General features: G+C 65.5%; 16 protein-coding genes and 1 pseudogene. 7 read left to right on the forward strand and 10 right to left on the reverse strand.

Translation table 11 applies throughout. From position 1 onward, the window contains the following. Window positions 1-12 precede the first annotated feature (12 nt). The 3 genes from ampE to ACPRTJ_RS05925 form a co-directional block, all read right to left on the reverse strand. A complete protein-coding gene (gene ampE / locus ACPRTJ_RS05915) occupies window positions 13-846 on the reverse strand; it encodes a regulatory signaling modulator protein AmpE (RefSeq protein WP_254997828.1) in 834 nt (277 codons plus the stop codon). Next, entirely contained in the window at window positions 843-1403 is a 561-nt protein-coding gene (ampD, locus tag ACPRTJ_RS05920; RefSeq protein WP_043864381.1) for a 1,6-anhydro-N-acetylmuramyl-L-alanine amidase AmpD, read from the reverse strand. The genes ampE and ampD overlap by 4 nt, the downstream gene beginning before the upstream one ends. A 79-nt stretch (window positions 1404-1482) precedes the next feature. Beyond that, a complete protein-coding gene (locus ACPRTJ_RS05925; RefSeq protein WP_353229774.1) occupies window positions 1483-3657 on the reverse strand; it encodes a DUF1631 domain-containing protein in 2175 nt (724 codons plus the stop codon). Between the two features lie 249 nt (window positions 3658-3906). On the opposite strand from ACPRTJ_RS05925, the gene nadC reads away from it, so the two are divergent. Further along, window positions 3907-4755 carry a carboxylating nicotinate-nucleotide diphosphorylase gene (gene nadC / locus ACPRTJ_RS05930; RefSeq protein ID WP_054916277.1) on the forward strand — a complete coding sequence of 283 codons (849 nt, stop codon included), beginning with the start codon at window positions 3907-3909 and terminating at the stop codon, window positions 4753-4755. A gap of 97 nt (window positions 4756-4852) precedes the next feature. Here nadC and trxB read toward each other — a convergent pair whose 3' ends face one another. Then, entirely contained in the window at window positions 4853-5815 is a 963-nt protein-coding gene (gene trxB, locus ACPRTJ_RS05935) for a thioredoxin-disulfide reductase (RefSeq protein ID WP_043864378.1), read from the reverse strand. A gap of 336 nt (window positions 5816-6151) precedes the next feature. On the opposite strand from trxB, the gene cysZ reads away from it, so the two are divergent. After that, the gene (cysZ, locus tag ACPRTJ_RS05940; RefSeq protein WP_054916276.1) at window positions 6152-6880 is read left to right on the forward strand and encodes a sulfate transporter CysZ; all 729 of its coding nucleotides are present in this window, start codon (window positions 6152-6154) and stop codon (window positions 6878-6880) included. Between the two features lie 42 nt (window positions 6881-6922). On the opposite strand, the gene ACPRTJ_RS05945 is transcribed toward cysZ, so the two are convergent. Together ACPRTJ_RS05945 and ACPRTJ_RS05950 are read right to left on the reverse strand one after the other, a co-directional pair. Continuing rightward, window positions 6923-7354, reverse strand: a complete 432-nt coding sequence (locus ACPRTJ_RS05945; protein WP_373870459.1) for a methyl-accepting chemotaxis protein — start codon at window positions 7352-7354, stop codon at window positions 6923-6925. 159 nt (window positions 7355-7513) lie between these two features. Then, window positions 7514-8359 (reverse strand): annotated as a pseudogene (locus tag ACPRTJ_RS05950) (PAS domain-containing protein); the annotation flags it as partial. A 55-nt stretch (window positions 8360-8414) separates the two neighbouring features. Here ACPRTJ_RS05950 and ACPRTJ_RS05955 point away from each other — a divergent pair. Further along, window positions 8415-9608 (forward strand): glycosyltransferase family 4 protein, encoded by a 1194-nt coding sequence (locus ACPRTJ_RS05955; RefSeq protein WP_426428357.1) that lies wholly within the window; start codon window positions 8415-8417, stop codon window positions 9606-9608. Here ACPRTJ_RS05955 and ACPRTJ_RS05960 read toward each other — a convergent pair. The 3 genes from ACPRTJ_RS05960 to ACPRTJ_RS05970 all read right to left on the reverse strand — a co-directional run bounded on the left by ACPRTJ_RS05960 (window position 9577) and on the right by ACPRTJ_RS05970 (window position 11979). Further along, entirely contained in the window at window positions 9577-10680 is a 1104-nt protein-coding gene (locus ACPRTJ_RS05960; RefSeq protein ID WP_054916275.1) for an NADH:flavin oxidoreductase, read from the reverse strand. The two genes, ACPRTJ_RS05955 and ACPRTJ_RS05960, sit on opposite strands and share 32 nt — an antisense overlap. Window positions 10681-10846: 166 nt before the next feature. Continuing rightward, on the reverse strand, window positions 10847-11329 hold the full coding sequence (locus tag ACPRTJ_RS05965; protein ID WP_043864373.1) for a glutathione peroxidase: 483 nt from the start codon (window positions 11327-11329) through the stop codon (window positions 10847-10849). A gap of 164 nt (window positions 11330-11493) precedes the next feature. Then, window positions 11494-11979: an FKBP-type peptidyl-prolyl cis-trans isomerase gene (locus ACPRTJ_RS05970; RefSeq protein ID WP_043864372.1), complete on the reverse strand. Its 486-nt coding sequence runs from the start codon at window positions 11977-11979 to the stop codon at window positions 11494-11496. Here ACPRTJ_RS05970 and ACPRTJ_RS05975 point away from each other — a divergent pair. Genes ACPRTJ_RS05975 through ACPRTJ_RS05985 form a run of 3 tightly spaced genes read left to right on the forward strand, consistent with a single transcriptional unit; the run spans window position 11978 to window position 15312 of the window. Continuing rightward, window positions 11978-12286, forward strand: coding sequence for a DUF3565 domain-containing protein (locus tag ACPRTJ_RS05975; RefSeq protein WP_043864371.1), 309 nt, complete (start codon window positions 11978-11980; stop codon window positions 12284-12286). The two genes, ACPRTJ_RS05970 and ACPRTJ_RS05975, sit on opposite strands and share 2 nt — an antisense overlap. Window positions 12287-12319: 33 nt before the next feature. Further along, window positions 12320-14416, forward strand: a complete 2097-nt coding sequence (gene pta / locus ACPRTJ_RS05980) for a phosphate acetyltransferase (protein WP_043864370.1) — start codon at window positions 12320-12322, stop codon at window positions 14414-14416. Between the two features lie 2 nt (window positions 14417-14418). Beyond that, entirely contained in the window at window positions 14419-15312 is an 894-nt protein-coding gene (locus ACPRTJ_RS05985; protein ID WP_054916274.1) for an acyltransferase, read from the forward strand. Between the two features lie 74 nt (window positions 15313-15386). On the opposite strand, the gene ACPRTJ_RS05990 is transcribed toward ACPRTJ_RS05985, so the two are convergent. After that, a complete protein-coding gene (locus ACPRTJ_RS05990) occupies window positions 15387-16079 on the reverse strand; it encodes an OmpA family protein (protein ID WP_043864368.1) in 693 nt (230 codons plus the stop codon). 376 nt (window positions 16080-16455) lie between these two features. Here ACPRTJ_RS05990 and ACPRTJ_RS05995 point away from each other — a divergent pair, with 376 nt between their 5' ends. Further along, on the forward strand, window positions 16456-18150 hold the full coding sequence (locus ACPRTJ_RS05995) for a ShlB/FhaC/HecB family hemolysin secretion/activation protein (protein WP_078479897.1): 1695 nt from the start codon (window positions 16456-16458) through the stop codon (window positions 18148-18150). Window positions 18151-18155 lie beyond the last annotated feature (5 nt).

Here is an 18155-nt window from a genome sequence, read left to right on the forward strand (position 1 = left end):
ACACGTTGTGAGTCAGCCGAGCACGGTCCACAGGGCAAAGCCCGCGTACCAGAGCACTGCGGCACGCAGCAGCAGTTCCCACAGGCTGTCGAGCCCGGCCAGGCCTTGCGGGCCGGCCTCGACGTCGGCGGGAATCTCCGCCGCTGCCGTGCCCGCCTGCTCCACCAGGCGCGGCGCGCCGATGTGCCAGTTGAGCAGCTCGTGCAGCATCATGCGGCTGACCGCCACAAAGTTGCCCACCAGTGCAAAACTGGCGGCCAGTACCCGCACCGGCGCCCAGTCGAAGGCGTGGCGCAACTGCCGGGCGCGTTCCTGTACCGCCGGGTTGCCGGCCCGCTCGCCCGTCAGCGCCAGCAGCCGGTAAGCCAGCGCTGCAGCCGGGCCCAGCAGCACATACCAGAAGATCACCGCAAAGAAGCTCTGGTAGGCCTGCCACAGCAGGTGCCCCTGCACCTTCTGGATCAGGCCCTGGCTGTCGTCGGCCGTCACCCCCAGGTCGCGCTCGGCCACGTGCACGGCCGCCTGTTCATCGCCGCGTCGCCAGGCATCGCGAAACGGCCCCAGCGCCGCCTTCACATCGCCCCGGCCCAGGCTGTAGATCAGCACCAGCAGGTGCACCGGCAGGGCCAGCAGGCCATAGGCGACCGGGTCGAGCACGTGCAGCAGCAGCGCCAGTACCACTACTGGCAACAGCACCAGAATGCCCAGCACCCACCAGGGGTCGGCCTTGGGCCTGCGCTCCAGGCGGGCCAGTTCGGTGAGAAAAAAGCCGTCGCGTTGCAGGCGCTGGCGCAGCGCCGAGAACTTCTCGACCCACAGCACCAGCAGTAACACCAGAAAACTCATGATCTGTCCTCGTTGACGTGCAGGCTGGCGCGATAGCGTTCCCAGTCGAACGCCGGCCCCGGGTCGGTCTTGCGCCCCGGCGCAATGTCGCTGTGGCCGCGGATTCGCCCCGCGATGGGCCAGGCAGCCTGCAGTTGCAGGGTCAAGTGTTGCAGGGCAGTGTACTGGGCGTCTGTGAACGGCGTCTGATCGGTGCCTTCGAGTTCGATGCCCACGGAAAAGTCGTTGCAGCCCTCGCGGCCCTCGAAGCGCGATACCCCGGCATGCCAGGCCCGGTCCAGGCACGAGACGAACTGGGTGACCCTGCCGTCACGCTCGATCAGAAAGTGCGCCGATACACGCAGGTCCTTGATCTGCTCGAAAAACGCATGCTCGGCGATGGGCAGGCGGTTCTGGAAGAACGCCTGCACCTTGCCGGTGCCGAACTGCCCGGGCGGCAAGCTGATGTTGTGGATCACCAGCAGGCTGATGGCTTCGCCCTCGGGGCGCGCGTTGAAGTTGGGGGAAGGGCAATGGGTGACGCCAGCGACCCAGCCAGTAGCGTGGTCAAGTTGCATAGAAGATCCTGAAGCATGAGGGCTCTGGCGCAGTATGCCCCGAGGAATCGACGGTTGTATCGTTAAAAAGTGCGGGCGCTCAGGGTTGGCGCTGGCGCAGTTGGCTGACCACCGAACCCAGTGCACGTTCGAACAGCTGGGTGGCATCGAGCAGGCGTACCTGGCCCTGACTCAACGCCCCGGCAAGCCCCTGCTGCGACCATTCGCGCAGCTTGCGCCCGGTACGGTCGACGAACACATAGGTGTGAGTGCTGTCGATGATCGCGATCAGCTTGCCGCGCACCGGCTCGTCATCCTCGTCGCGCAGCTCGATCCAGGCCCCCGGGCGCAGGTCGCGCACCTGGTGCAGCGCCGGGTCGTCGTCGGGCAGGCTGGAGCACAGTCCGCCCGCCGCCACCGACTCCGGCCCCAGCAGCACGATCCGATCACGCACCAACACCCGCTCGATACGCGCCTGGCCGGGGTGCCCTGCCCCTTCCACAGCCTGCAGGTGCAGCGCTTCGAGCTGGGCGAAGAACTCGCTGGTGGCAAAGGGATCGTAGGCAACCCGGGTCAACCCCTCGCGCAGGGCCTTGAGCAGGCCCGGCACCTGCTCCAGCAGCCGTGCACGGTCGTCGCCTGTGTGTGACTCGACACTCCAGAGCAGCAGGTCCATGTTGGCCAGCGCGCCCTGCCACTGGGTCGAACCCCGCCCATGCTTGAGGCAGGCCAGCAGCAGCACCTGGCTCCAGGCCTGCTCGATCACCCGTACCACGCCTTGCGGCAGGCACTTGCCGAGCAGGCGCAGGTTGAGTTCGCTTTCAACCTGCTGGCGCGCCAGCACGGTGCGTGCCCGGCCCTCTTCGGCATCGCGGGTGCGCTGTTCGAGCAACTCGGTACGGCGGCGCTCATCGGCACTGAAAGCAAGGAACTCGGCCAGCAGCTCGGCGAAGATCTGCGGGTCGTCGGCAAAATCGGTGAGCAGGCGCTGCACGATGGCCTCGACCCGCAGGTACAGCTCGTCGCGCTGCACGTCATCACGCGCGCCCCAGCCCATCGCCACTGCGGCAATCTCGTCGAGCAGGCGGCGCGCCGGGTGGGTGGCGCGGCTGAAGAAGCTCTTGTCGAGCAGCGCCACCTTGAGCATCGGGATCTGCAGGCGTGCGATCAACTGGCGCAGCGAATGCGGCAGGTTGCGATCGCCGAGGATGAAGTCGAAGAGCATGGCGATCAGGTTGATCACATCCTCATCGATCACCTCGACCCTGCGGTACTTGCCACTTTGCACGCTGGCCCGGGTCAGCAGCTGCTCCAGCTGGTGGCGCAGGTCGAAGTCCTGCACCTCCTCCGCTGCCGGCACGAACTGCTGCAGGTGCGAGAGCAGGCGCAGCAGATCCTGCCTGCTGATCGGCTGCACCCGGTCATAGGGCTCCAGGCGCGGGGCCACCCGACCGCGCACCGGGGACAACAGCACCTGCAGCGAGGCGAAGGCGGCCTGCGCCCCGGCATCGGCCATCAGCGGGGCTGGCTTGACCTCCGGATCGCCGGCCGGGTGCGCCGGTTCGGCCGCCGGGGTGCGCCAGCCCGGCGCGCTCTTGAGGTCGGGCAGGATCCCGGTGGCGCTCAACAGCTGGTTGGCTTCGCCGTACAACTGGCCGACGTCGCACAGCACGTAACGCTCGAACAGCTTGAGCAGTATCAGCTTGACCTTGATGCCCACGCCCAGGCTGCGCCCGGCCTGCAGAAAGTACTCGCACAGCAGCGCCGGCCCCAGCGGGTTGGCGCGATCGTCCAGGCGCTGGCTGATCAGGCTGTTCATGCGCAGGGTCAGTTGGCCGAGGGCGAAGCCGTCACGCGTGGCCACGCGGGCCACCATCGTCTCCACGGCCTGGGCCCGCTCACGCGCATCGTCGGCCATCAGCGCCTGCCTGTCGTAGCCACGGCGCGCCAACGGCGCGGTCGGGTCGTTGCCGGCAATATCGATGAAGGCGTCATAGAACAGGTCGAGGAAGGCACGCTCGATGCTCTTGCGCTTGAGGCGCAGGTCGCGCATCGCTTCGAAGAACAGGCTGCGGTCATGGTTGTCGGCGGCCGTGTCGGCCATTTCGAAGAGTGTGTCGTCGGCGTTGTCGAACAGCCCCTGCAGCGCCTGGCGCAGGTGCTGCGCTGCCTTGTCGCGCACTTGCAGCAGGATGACCGGCAGACGAGCGAACGGCGTGCGTGACGCCTGATCGGTGGCCGCCTTGAACGGCACCACCTTCCCGTCATTGGGCATCCCGGTCTCCTTGCTGGGTTGGCTACGAAGTGGATTGAATGGCTGTCAAAGTCATGACGCCAATTACAAGGCGCGCATTATCTGGCAAAAACGCGCGGCCTGCCAGCGAACTGTGCAGTACGTTTCGGCCAGCCTGTGGATAGACCGCCATGGGGCGCAAATGCTCATTTGCTGCGACCAAAGGCGGATTGCTGCACGCCCGCCCCGGGCTGCCCTATAATCGCGGCCACCTAGCTTGTGGAGCCCACCATGCCGAATCTACGCCTCGCCGACCTGACCGCCGAAATCGAAGCCAACGTGCGCCGTGCGTTGCTCGAAGATGTCGGCAGCGGCGACATCACTGCCCAGCTGATTCCTGCCGAGCGCCTGGCCAAGGCCACCATCATTACCCGCGACGACTGCGTGATCAGCGGCACGGCCTGGGTGGACGCGGTGTTTCGTCAGCTCGACCCGCGGGTGGCGGTGCACTGGCAGGTCAAGGACGGCGACCGGGCCACGGCCAACCAGGCACTGTTCCACCTGGAAGGGCCGGCCCGCTCGCTGCTGACCGGCGAGCGCAGCGCGCTGAACTTTTTGCAGCTGCTGTCGGGGGTGGCCACCCATGCGCGGCACCTGGCCGACCTGGTGACCGATACCCAGGTCAAGCTGCTGGATACGCGCAAGACCCTGCCGGGCCTGCGCCTGGCGCAGAAGTACGCAGTGACCTGCGGCGGCTGCCACAATCATCGCATCGGCCTGTACGACGCGTTTCTGATCAAGGAAAACCACATTGCCGCCAGCGGCGGGATTGCCGAAGCGATCGCTGCGGCGCGCCGCATTGCGCCGGGCAAGCCGGTGGAAATCGAGGTGGAGAGCCTGGATGAACTGCAGCAGGCGCTGGAGGCCGGGGCCGACATCGTCATGCTCGACGAGCTGAACCTGGACGAAATGCGCGAGGCGGTGCGCCTCAATGCCGGCAAGGCCAAGCTGGAAGCCAGCGGCGGGATCAGCGAAAGCACGTTGCGCGCAATTGCCGAGACGGGGGTGGACTACATCTCGATCGGGGCAATGACCAAGGATGTGAAGGCAGTGGACCTGTCGATGCGCCTGAGCCTTTGAAAGCATCGCGGGTCAAGCCCGCTCCCACAAGGACAGCAGTGATCCCTGTGGGAGCGGGCTTGACCCGCGAAGGGCTGCGAAGCAGCCCCAACAGTCCTCAGAACGAAGCGTTCTGCAGGCCGTCCAGGTAACGCTCGACATCCAGTGCCGCCATGCAGCCGGCACCGGCCGAGGTGATTGCCTGGCGATACACGTGGTCGGCCACGTCGCCGGCGGCGAATACGCCCTCGATGCTGGTGGCGGTGGCATTGCCGTCACGCCCGCCGTTGACCACCATGTAGCCATCCTTGAGCGCCAGCTGGCCTTCGAACAGCGAGGTGTTGGGGGTGTGACCGATGGCGATGAACACGCCGTCGACCTTCACTTCATCGAAGCTGCCGTCGTTGTTCTTCAGGCGCGCACCGGTCACACCCATGTTGTCGCCCAGCACTTCGTCCAGGGTGGCGTTGAGCTTGAGCTCGATCTTGCCTTCGGCCACGCGGGCGTGCAGCTTGTCGATCAGGATCTTCTCGGCGCGGAAGGTCTCGCGGCGGTGCACCAGGGTCACCTTGCTGGCGATGTTGGCCAGGTACAGGGCTTCCTCGACGGCAGTGTTGCCACCACCGACCACGGCCACCGGCTTGTTGCGGTAGAAGAACCCGTCACAGGTCGCGCAGGCCGAAACGCCCTTGCCCATGAACGCCTCTTCCGACGGCAGGCCCAGGTAGCGCGCGCTGGCGCCGGTGGCGATGATCAGTGCGTCGCAGGTGTAGGTGGCGCTGTCGCCCTTGAGGGTGAACGGCTTGTTGGCCAGGTCCACGGCGTTGATGTGGTCGAACACCACTTCGGTCTCGAAACGCTCGGCATGCTCCTGCATGCGCTGCATCAGCGCAGGGCCGGTCAGGCCATGTGCATCGCCCGGCCAGTTGTCGACTTCGGTGGTGGTGGTCAGCTGGCCGCCAGCCTGCATGCCGGTGATCAGCAGCGGCTTGAGGTTGGCACGGGCCGCGTACACGGCGGCGCTGTAACCGGCAGGGCCGGAACCGAGAATGATCACTCGCGAATGACGAACTTCAGACATGAAACGCTCCTGTCGAGCTGGCGAGCCAGCCACATGACGCCGGGGGCACCGGCTGGAATAAAAAAGAACCCGCGAAGCACTTGGGGAAGGCTATTGGCCGCAGGTTCTGGAAACCGTGAAATTGGTGCGACTGTAACGAGGAGGCAGAGATTAAGGAAATATCCTTAGACAATCCACCTTATAGACGACCTCTATTCACCTGCCGAGCACCGGCCGCTTTGCCTATTAAATGATCGACAGGGTTTTGTTACCGGGGGTTGCGCGCATTTCGCCGCGCTTTCGCCCAGGCGTCAAACTCGGTAAGGTCGGCGCGTTTACCACCGCTCGGAGCCTTTTATGCAAGCCCCTGTCCTGTCCGGCCCCCAATACCTGCGCGAGGGCCTGAAACTGGTCCTGAGCCCGGGCCTGCGCCTGTTCGTGCTGCTGCCGCTGGCGGTCAACCTGCTGCTGTTCGTGGGCCTGATCTATTTTGCCGGTCACCAGTTCAGCCTGTGGGTGGACTCGCTGATCCCGACCCTGCCGGGCTGGCTGAGCTTTCTCAACTATGTGCTGTGGCCGCTGTTCGTGGTGCTGGTGGTGCTGATGGTGTTCTTCACCTTCACCATGCTGGCCAACATCATCGCGGCACCGTTCAACGGTTTTCTGGCCGAAAAGGTCGAGGTGGTGGTACGTGGCACCGACCCGTTCCCGGCCTTCAGCTGGGGCGAACTGGCGGCCATGGTGCCGCGCACCCTGAGCCGCGAACTGCGCAAGCTGGGCTACTTCGTGCCGCGCGCCCTGGCGCTGTTCATCCTGTCGTGGATCCCGGTGGTCAACATCGTGGCCGCGCCGCTGTGGCTGCTGTTCGGTGTCTGGATGATGGCCATCCAGTACATCGACTACCCGGCAGACAACAACAAGATGAGCTGGCAGGACATGCTCGCCTGGCTGCGTGCCAAGCGCTGGCAGAGCCTGGGCTTTGGCGGCTCGGTGTACCTGGTGCTGCTGATCCCGTTCGTGAACATCGTGATGATGCCTGCCGCCATCGCCGGTGCCACGCTGTTCTGGGTGCGCGAACGCGGCTGACGGTTGCCGGGGCGACGGTGCAAGGCCGCCGCCACCGCGCCGTCAGGGCGCCAGCTGGTTGGAGAACTGGCCGACCGCGTCCACCACCTTCTGCGCGCCGTCCTGAATCTCGACGATCACCGTGCCGGTCTGCCCGGCCAGCGACAGGCCCTCTTCGGCCTGGCGCTTGCTGTTGTCGATGATGTCGACCGCCGCCTTGGCCAACTGGGCGTTCTGCTGCACCACCCGGGCGATTTCCTCGGTGGCGCTGCTGGTGCGCGAGGCCAGTTGCCGCACCTCGTCGGCCACCACCGCAAAACCCCGACCCTGCTCGCCGGCACGCGCGGCTTCGATGGCCGCATTGAGCGCCAGCAGGTTGGTCTGCCCGGCAATGTCGCTGATGGTCTTGATGATCGAACCGATCACCTGGGACTGCTTGTCCAGCGCCTCGATGCCGTCGGCGGCCTGCTGCATGTACGTCTCCAGGCCGCGCATGACCTCGACCGTCTGGGTCACCACCTCGGTGGCGCGACGTGCACTGGAGTCGGTGTCCAGGGACGTGGTGTAGGCGATGTCGGCGGCGTGGGCCACCGCCGCTTCCTGGTTGACCTGGTCGGTGATCACGGTGGCGAACTTGACCACCTTGTACAGCACGTCATGGGCGTCGATGATCGGGTTGTACGACGCCTCCAGCCAGACCACGCGGCCATGGGCATCGATGCGCTTGAAGCGCTCGGCCACGAACTCGCCACGGCGCAGTTTTTCCCAGAACTGCTGGTAATGCGCCGAGTTGTACTCTTCCGGCTCGCAGAACATGCGGTGGTGCTTGCCGCGCACCTGCTCCAGGGAATAGCCCATGGTCTTGAGGAAGCGGTCGTTGGCCGCCAGCACCTCGCCATTGAGGTTGAACTCGATCACTGCCGTGGAGCGCATCAGGGCCTTGATCAGGCTCTCGTGCTCGCGTGACGTCTCGATGGTGCGGGTCAGGTCGCTGGAGTGCAGGGTGAAGTAGCGCAGGCGCCCGTCACTGCCCTTGACCGGCTGCAGGATCGAGCGCAGCCAGGCTTCCTCGCCGTTGCCGCGCAGCAGGCGAAACGCGCCGTTGAGGTGCTCGCCGCGGTTGATCGCCTGTTTCATGCGCTGGTAGAAATCCAGCGGCTTTACATGCGCCGGCACGATCTCTTCGATGTTGCGGCCCAGCAGCTGCTGGCTGCTGTAGCGCATCTCTTTCTCGAAGTTGCCGTTGACCGCTTCGATGCGGCCCTGGGGGTCCAGTTGCAGCACCAGCATCTCGCTGTCCAGGCTGCACTTGACCTGCTCCATGGTCATCAGCTCTTCGCGCAGCCTGGCATTTTCTTGTTTCAGTTTGCTGTTGAACATCACCGCTCCTGGAGCGAAAGTCTCATTCGAATGCAACTTCATCGGCTGGCGATGCGGCATTCTTGAGGCGCTGGCCAAGCTTATTTTCACAGCGCAAAAGCGCCAATGATCGGGCGTCATGTATCCGTCATTTTGCTGTCATCCGGGCGCAATCGGCACCTCGGAAAATCCTCCCATGACCAGTCCCGCCGCCCTGCACATAACCCTTGTCAGCGAAACCTTCCCACCCGAAATCAATGGCGTGGCCAACACCCTTGGCCGCCTGCACGAAGGCCTGCGCCTGCGCGGCCACCGGGTGGAGCTGGTGCGCCCGCGCCAGGCCGACCTGCTGTTGTGCCGTGGCTGGCCCCTGCCCGGCTACCCCGGCCTGCAATGGGGGCAGGTGTCGATGCACAAGCTGCTGCGCCGCTGGCGCCGCGACCGCCCGGACGTGCTGTACATCGCCACAGAGGGGCCACTTGGCCTGAGTGCACTGCGGGCGGCGCGGCGCCTGGGCATCGCGGTGGTCAGCGGCTTTCACACCAACTTCCAGCAGTACTCCGGCCAGTACGGCTTCGGCCTGCTCACGCGGCTGGTCACCCGTTACCTGCGCGGCTTCCACCATCGCTGCCACAGCACCCTGGTGCCCAGCGTCAGCCAGCGCCTGGAGCTGCAGCGGCGCGGCTTCGAACGCCTGACCCTGCTGTCGCGCGGGGTCGACAGCAGCCTGTTCAACCCGGCCCGGCGCCGCCAGAGCTTGCGCGACCAGTGGGGCCTTGGGCCCGACGACATCGCCCTGCTGCATGTGGGGCGGCTGGCCACCGAGAAGAACCTGGGCCTGCTCGGCCAGTGCCTGGACGCCCTGCGCAAGGCCTACCCCCTGCGCAACCTGCGCCTGATCGTGGTGGGGGACGGCCCGCAGCGCGGCGCACTCGAGCAGCAGTTGCCAGGTGCAGTGTTCTGCGGGGTACAGCGCGGCGAATGCCTGGCCGAACACTACGCCTCGGGGGATATCTTCCTGTTCCCGAGCCTGACCGAAACCTTCGGCAACGTGGTGCTGGAGGCGCTGGCCTCCGGCCTTGGGGTAGTGGCCTACGACGAGGCCGCAGCAGCCCAGCACATTCGTCATGGGCACAGTGGCGCACTGGCCATGCCGGGAGATGCAGAGGCCTTCATCGATGCCGCCAGCTGGCTGCTGGAAGACAGCGAGACCTTGCGCCGGGTGCGCCTCAATGCCCGCCAGCATGCCAGCCGCCAGGGCTGGCCGGCCATCGTCGAACAGTTCGAGGCGCACCTGCGCGGCGCCTGCGAACAGGCACCGGCACCGTCTCAGCGCCGCGTCGATGCGGCGCTGCTGGTCAAGCCAGGCTCGTCAGCGCCTCGCGGCTGAACGGCAGGATGTCCTGCTCGCGCCCCTCACGCACCTTGGCCGCCCACTGGGCATCCACCAGCAAGGCACGCCCTACGGCCACCAGGTCGAACTCCTGGTCGCCCAGGCGCTGCAGCAGTTTCTCCAGGCTGGCCGGTTGCGCCACCTTGTCGGTGTCGACCATGAACTGCAGAAACTCCCCATCCAGGCCCACGCTGCCCACGGTGATGGTGGGCTTGCCGGTGAGCAGGCGGGTCCAGCCAGCCAGGTTCAGGTCCGAGCCTTCGAACTCAGGCTCCCAGAAGCGGCGCGTGGAGCAGTGGAAGATATCCACGCCGGCGTCGGCCAGCGGGCGCAGGAACTCGCCCAGCGCCTCGGCGTTGTCGACCAGGCGGGCGCTGTAGTCCTGCTGCTTCCATTGCGAGAAGCGCAGGATGATCGGAAAGTCCGGGCCTACGGCGGCGCGTACCGCCTGCACCAGCTCGATGGCAAAGCGCGAGCGGCCGGCCAGGTCGCCGCCGTACTCATCGCTGCGCTGGTTGCTCGTGGCCCAGAAGAACTGGTCGATCAGGTAGCCGTGTGCGCCATGTATCTCGACGCCATCCATGCCGATGGCCTTGGCATCGCGGGCAGCCTGGGCGAACGCCTCGATCACGTCGCGGATGTCGGCATGACTCATGCCGTGCACCACCACCTGGCCATCCTTGAGTTTTTCGCTGGGGCCGTAACCCGGCACGCTGGCGTCCGGCTCGGTACCCAGGCGGCGCACGCTGCCCACGTGCCACAGTTGCGGCACGATCCTGCCGCCTTCGGCGTGTACGGCATCGACGACCTTCTTCCAGCCCGCCAGGGCATCTTCACCATGAAAGCGCGGCACGTTGGGGTAACCGTTGGCGGCCGGGTGGTCGACGGTAGTGCCTTCGGTGATGATCAGGCCGACATCGGCAGCGGCGCGGCGGCGGTAATACTCGACCACCTGCGCATGAGGCACACCGCCGGGGCAGAAGGTTCGGGTCATCGGTGCCATGACCACACGGGTCGGCAGCTCGAGGGCGCCCAGCTTGAAGGGGGTGAACAGGGCTTGAGCAGGCATTCGGCGCTCCTGGGAAAGGGATGGCGCCTGAGCATAGGGCGGGATTGTCGCTGACCCCAGTACTATTGATAGCGGTGATCGGGGTGGATTTTTCGCCGGCAAGGCCGGCTCCTGCATACGACGGTGCATCCATTGCAGGAGCCGGACTTGCCGGCGAAGGGGCACGTCAGGCCAAGGCTTTCTCGATAGCCTGCACCACCGTGGCATCATCCGGCGCAGTACGCGGCGCAAAGCGCGCCAGCACGCGGCCGTCCTTGCCTACCAGAAACTTCTCGAAGTTCCAGGTGATATCCCCCGGGAACTCGGCGCCTTCACCGGCCAGCAGGCGGTACAGCTGATGCCGCTCCGGGCCGTTGACCTCCAGCTTGCTGCCCAGCGGGAAACTCACCCCGTAGTTCAGGCTGCAGAACTGGGCGATCTCCTGCTCGCTGCCCGGCTCCTGCCCGGCAAACTGGTTGCACGGCAGGCCCAGCACGCTGAAGCCCTTGTCCTTGTAATGCTGGTAGAGATTCTCCAGCGCCGCATATTGCGGGGTCAGGCCACATTTGGAGGCGACATTGACCACCAGCACCACCTGCCCCTTGAACGGCGCCAATGGCAACTCCTGGCCATCCAGCGCCTGCAATTTCAGGTCGTGAAATGCACTCATGACGTACTCCCCTTTCCAGTTCCCGGCCAGTTACCGGCATCGGTCCCGGCTGGCGCAACAAATGCTGCCCACTAAAAAAGCGCCCGGCCAAGCCGTCTGCCTCCAGGGAGAACACGACAGACTTGCCCGGGCGCCTTAGCGACCTTCTGAGCTTAGCGCAGAAATCAGTGCTGATGGCCACCTTCGCCATGCACGTGACCATGGGCGATTTCTTCTTCGCTGGCATCACGCACGGCAACGACCTTGACCTTGAAGTTCAGGCGCTGGCCAGCCAGTGGGTGGTTGCCGTCGACGGTCACGTCGTCGCCGTCCAGGTCACGGATGGTCACGATCTGCATCTGGCCATCAGGCGCGGACGCGTGGAACTGCATGCCCACTTCCAGCTCGTCGACACCTTCGAACATGCTGCGGTTCAGGGTGCTGACCAGTTCGGCCAGGTATTCGCCATAGGCGTCTTCCGGCTCGATGGCAACGTCCAGCTCGGCGCCGGTATCCTTGCCTTCCAGGGCTTTTTCCAGGCCCGGAATGATGTTGCCTGCACCGTGCAGGTAAACCAGCGGCGCGCCGCCGTTGGAGCTATCGATGACCTCACCAGCGTCGTTGGTCAGGGTATAGTCGATGGAGACAGCCTTGTTGGCGGCGATCGGCATGGGGCGAGACCTTTTGCATAAGAATGTAGAACGAACAAGTGTAACCAACGCATCGCCTGAAAGCGAACGCAACCCGGACAAACGGGAAGCCGCTTTTCCCAGCCGGGTGCTGGGTTTTCATCAGGACGAGCATGGCCACTGGGTGGTCGAACTGTCGTGCGGGCATACCCAGCACCTGCGCCACGAACCGCCGTGGCAGTCGCGTGGCTGGGTGCTGGACGCAGACCTGCGCCAGCAACGAATCGGCCAGCCATTTGCCTGCGGCTGGTGCGCTCAGGGGGTCGATAGCGCTACCCTTGGCAATTGATTCTTTTGCAACAGCTCACTTCGAGAAGCTCGCATGCAGACATTTTTCATCGCGCCGACCGACTTTGGTGTCGGCCTGACCTCCATCAGCCTGGGCCTGGTGCGCACCCTGGAACGCGCCGGACTCAAGGTCGGCTTCTTCAAGCCGATCGCCCAGCCCCACCCCGGCGACACCGGCCCGGAACGCTCCACCGAACTGGTCGCCCGCACCCACGGCCTCAAGCCGCCGCAACCGCTGAGCCTGGCGCATGTGGAACGCATGCTCGGCGATGGCCAGCTGGACGAACTGCTCGAAGAGATCATCACCCTGTACCAGCAGGCCTGCATCGGCAAGGACGTGCTGGTGGTCGAGGGCATGGTGCCGACCCGCCATGCCAGCTACGCGGCACGGGTCAACCTGCACCTGGCCAAGAGCCTGGACGCCGAGGTGATCCTGGTGTCGGCGCCGGAAAACGACGTGCTGGCCGAGCTGTCGGGCCGTGTCGAGCTGCAGGCCCAGCTGTTCGGCGGCCCGCGCGACCCCAAGGTGCTGGGCGTGATCCTCAACAAGGTGCGCAGCGACGAACCGATGGACACCTTCGCCAGCCGCCTGCAGGAGCATTCGCCCCTGCTGCGCAGCGGCGAGTTCCGCCTGCTGGGCTGCATCCCGTTCCAGGCCGGGCTCAACGACCCGCGCACCCGCGACGTGGCCGAGCTGCTCGGTGCCCAGGTACTCAACGCCGGCGACTACGAAACCCGGCGCATGAACAAGATCATCATCTGCGCCCGCACCGTGGCCAACACCGTGCCGCTGCTCAAGCCCGGCACGCTGGTGGTGACCCCGGGTGATCGCGACGACATCATCCTGGCCGTCAGCCTGGCGGCGATCAACGGTGTGCCACTGGCCGGCCTGCTGCTGACCAGCGACAGCAAGCCCGACCCGCGCATCCTCGAACTGTGCCAGGGCGCCCTGCTGGCCGGCCTGCCGGTGCTGTCGGTGAGTACCGGCTCCTACGACACCGCCAACCAGCTGAACCAGTTGAACAAGGAAATCCCGGTGGACGACCGCGAGCGTGCGGAGATCATCACCGACTTCGTGGCCAGCCACCTGGATGCCGACTGGCTCAACCAGCGCTGCGGCACCCCGCGCGAGATGCGCCTGTCGCCTGCGGTGTTCCGCTACCAGCTGATCCAGCGAGCCCAGCAGGCCAACAAGCGCATCGTGCTGCCCGAAGGCGCCGAGCCGATGACCGTGCAGGCCGCCGCCATCTGCCAGGCCCGCGGCATCGCCCGCTGCGTGCTGCTGGCCAGGCCCGAGGACGTACAGGCAGTGGCCCGCGCCCAGGGCATCAGCCTGCCCGAGGGGCTGGAGATTCTGGACCCGGACCTGATCCGCGAGCGCTACGTCGAGCCTATGGTCAGCCTGCGCAAGAGCAAGAGCCTGAACGCGCCGATGGCCGAGCAGCAGCTCGAAGACCCGGTGGTGATCGGCACCATGATGCTGGCCCTGGACGAGGTCGACGGCCTGGTCTCGGGCCTGGTGCACTCCACCGCCAACACCATCCGCCCGGCCCTGCAACTGATCAAGACCGCCCCCGGCTGCAGCCTGGTGTCGTCGGTGTTCTTCATGCTGTTCCCCGAGCAGGTGCTGGTGTATGGCGACTGCGTGATGAACCCGCACCCCACTGCCGGCGAGCTGGCCGAAATTGCCCTGCAAAGCGCCGATTCGGCCGAAGCCTTCGGCATTACCCCGCGGGTGGCGATGATCAGCTATTCCAGTGGCGATTCGGCCAGCGGCGAAGAGGTCGAGAAGGTGCGCGAGGCCACCCTGCTGGCCCAGGAAACCCAGCGTGGCCTGCAGATCGATGGGCCGTTGCAGTACGACGCCGCCGCCAACCAGGACATCGCCCGCCAGCTGGCGCCCAACAGCAAGGTGGCCGGACGCGCAACGGTGTTCGTGTTCCCCGACCTGAACACCGGCAACACCACCCACAAGGCCGTGCAGCGCAGCGCCGATTGCGTGAGCCTGGGGCCGATGCTGCAGGGCCTGCGCAAGCCGGTCAACGACCTGCCGCGTGGCGCCCAGGTCGACGACATCGTCTACACCATTGCCCTGACCGCGATTCAGGCCAACCGCTCGCTGGATAACTGACCATGCTCGCTTTTCTGCCCGCGCCCGTGCGCGGAGTCATCGGCTCGCTGCTGCTGGCCGCCAACACCATCCTGTGCTGCACACCGCTGTTCATCGTCAGCCTGTTCAAGCTGTGCCTGCCCTTTGCCGCCGCGCAGCGCGTCACCGACGAACTGATGCGGCACATCCACGAAGCCTGGATCAGCAACAACAAGGGCTGGATGAACCTGGTCGGGCGCACCCGCTGGGACATCGAGGGGCTGGCCGGGCTGGACTACCAGCACAGCTACCTGGTGACCAGCAACCACCAGAGCTGGGTGGACATCATGGTGCTGCAATACGTGCTCAACCGACGCATCCGACCGCTCAAGTTCTTCCTCAAGCAGGTGCTGATCTGGGTGCCGGTGATCGGCCTGGCCTGGTGGGCGCTGGGCTTTCCGTTCATGAAGCGCTACAGCAAGGCCTACCTGGCCAAGCACCCAGAAAAACAGGGCAAGGACCTGCAGACCACGCGCCGTACCTGCGCCAGGTTCCGTGGCAAGCCCACGGCGATCTTCAACTTTGCCGAAGGCACGCGTTTCACCCCCGCCAAGCATGCCGAACAGGGTTCGCCGTTCCGGCACCTGCTCAAACCCAAGGCGGGCGGCATTGCCTTCGTGCTGGATGCGATGGGCGAGCAACTGGAGTCGATCATCAACGTGACGATCCATTACCCGCAGGGCACACCGGGCTTCTGGGACCTGCTGTGCGGGCGAGTGGCGCGGGTGGAGGTGACGTTCGAGGCGCTGGCGATTCCCAAGGAATTCCTGGGACGCAGCTACGACCAGGATGAAGCCTACAGGCTGGCGTTCCAGCAGTGGATCAACCGGTTGTGGGAAGAGAAGGATGAACGGCTGGAGCGGATGCGCCAGCAGTGAGCCCTTCGCCGGCAAGGCCGGCTCCTACAACGGCGTGAGCTCCCTGTAGGAGCCAGCATTGCTGGCGAAAAGATTTACTGGTACTGCTGCCCAGGAATCGGCTTGAGGTTCACCTCCACCCGACGGTTCTGCGCACGCCCGTTGGCATCGGCGTTGCTCGCGATCGGCTGGTCCGGGCCCAGGCCACGCGCACTCACGCGCGAAGGGTCGACGCCCTGGGAGGTCAGGTAGGTGCTCACGGCCTGTGCACGACGCTGCGACAGGTCCATGTTGTGCTGGCGACTGCCGGTGCTGTCGGTGAAACCGACCACTTCGATGGTGTTCTGGTTGAACTGCTTGAACGAGTTGGCCAGGTTGTTCAGCGGCGCGTAGAAGCTTGGTGCAATGCTCGCCGAGTCGGTGGCGAAGGTGATGTTGCCCGGCATGATCAGCTTGATCTGGTCGCCTTGACGCTGCACTTCGACACCGGTGTTGGCCATGCTCTCGCGCAGTGCCGCCTCCTGGCGGTCGGCGTAGTAGCCGTAGCCGGCGGCGGCGGCGCCCACCGCGGCGGCGCCGATCAACGCACCCTTGCCACGGTTGTTGTGGTCGATGGCGGCACCGGCAACGGCACCGGCCAATGCGCCCAGGCCGCCGTACTTGGCGGTCTTGCTCATCCCGGTGGAGCCTTGCGCCTGGCCCTGGTTGTCATAGGGGTTCTGACTGGCGCAGCCAGTCATCAGGGCAGCAGCAGTAGCGACGATAATCAGACGACGCATGGTGAACATGGACAAGCTCCTACAGAATTCGTGTATGCAGCGGACCGACGGCGGTTCCCTGCCAGGCTTGGAACGCGAGCTGCGATAAAAATTCCCTCGGGACAAACTGTAGTCTACTGGCTGCCACGGTAAACCCGAAAAGTGCGAAGCCGGCGGCCCCCCAAACAAACAGGATGTTCATCACGCGCACCGGTCAGAACCGAGTGCACGTCTGCGCCCTGCAAATTCGACGCTGTTCACCCCATGTGCGGCAACCGGAAACCTCCTACACCCGTTACAAAAATGACGTCAATTAGCCATCACCTCGACGCTTTTTTGCAGTATCCTGCGCCGCGTTTGTAGGAAACAGACGTTCTTTTTGCATAACGAGTGATGGATCACCCTCATGCTCTACCTCTTCCGTCGCCTGGCTTTCGGCCTGGCGCTGCTGCCGTTTTTCGCCTCGGCCGACCCGCTGCAAACCCCAGGCGACCGCGACCTGATCCGCGACCGCCAGGAGCGGCTGCTGCAAGAACAGCGCAAACGCCTGCAGGAGCTGCAGAGCCTCCCAGGCAGGGCTGCGCCCCAGGTGCCAGCCAGCACACCTGAAGACACCCGTTGCTTTACCATCCGTCACATAGTGCTCGAGGGCGCCGAGCACCTGGGCGAGCGCGAGCAGCGCCGTCTGCTCGAACCCTACGAAGGCCAGTGCCTGGGTGTCGGCCAGCTCAATGCGCTGCTCAAGGTGGTCACCGATCACTACCTCAACCGTGGCTACATCACTACCCGCGCCTACCTGCCCCAGCAGGACCTGTCCTCCGGCACCCTGCAGATCACTGTCGTCGAAGGGCGCCTGGACGGCCTGGACAGCTCCAGCCTGGCCAGCCCGCGCGAGCTGGCCATGGCCTTCCCCGGCACCACCGGCGAGGTACTGAACCTGCGCGAACTGGAGCAACTGGTCGACCAGCTGACCCGCCTGCCCTCGCGCCAGGCGCAACTGGAACTGGTGCCGGGCGACGAGGTGGGCAGCAGCCGGGTGCAGTTGCAGGGGCAACGCGACAAGCCCTGGCGCGTGTCGGCCACGCGCAACAATGACGGCGACCGCAGCAGCGGTGAACAGCAGATGGGCCTGGGCCTGGACTGGGACAGCCCACTGGGCCTGGCCGATCAGTTCAGCCTGAGGGCCAATCAGGACGCGGTCAGCGACCACTGGCGCCACTCCGACAGCCAGTACCTGAACTACAGCGTGCCATGGGGCTGGTGGACCTTCACCTACAGCTACAACCAGAGCTACTACCGTACCCGCGACGATTCCAGCGGCTTTCCCTTCAAGCTCGATGGCGACAGCCAGATGCACCAACTGCGCGTCGAGCGCGTGATACACCGCGATGCCCTGAGCAAGACGGCGGTCAACCTCGGCATCAGCCACCTGCGTACCAACAACTACCTGGACGACAGCCTGATCGACGTGTCGAGCACGCGCCTGAGCGAAAGCCAGCTGGGCGTGAACCATGGGCGGCGCATCGGCACCGCCTTCCTCAACCTCGACGCCGGCTGGCAGCAAGGCATCGGCGCCTTCGACGCCCAGGGCGCGGGCGACCCGCACGGCACCGAACCGGTTGCCCGCTACAACAAATACAGCCTGACCCTGAGCTACCTGCAGCCGTTCACCCTGTGGGGCGAAGCATTCAGCTTCGACAGCCTGGCCACCGGCCAGCGCAGCGAAGACCCGCTCTACAGCCCGCAGCGCATCAGCGTGGGCGGGCTCAACTCGGTACGCGGGTTCAAGCAGCAGACCCTCACCGGCAACAGCGGCGGCTACTGGCGCAACCAGTTGCGCTGGCGTCGCCCGGTGAGCTGGGCGCCCTTGCAGCCCTTCGTGCAGGAGTACGGCGCGGCACTGGCCTACGACGTGGGCGTGATAAAGGGCGACCACAACAACCCCGACACCCATGGCCGCCTGAGCGGCAACGCCGTGGAACTGAACCTGCGCGGGCAGTACTTCGCCGCCAGCGTCAGTTTTGCCCGCTCGTTGCAGCGGCCCGACAGCCTCGAACGTCGTGAACACCCGATCTACGTGCGCATGGACGCGTTCTTCTGACCGGC

The sequence above is a fragment of the Pseudomonas palmensis genome, assembly GCF_049942755.1.
Classification (GTDB): domain Bacteria; phylum Pseudomonadota; class Gammaproteobacteria; order Pseudomonadales; family Pseudomonadaceae; genus Aquipseudomonas; species Aquipseudomonas palmensis.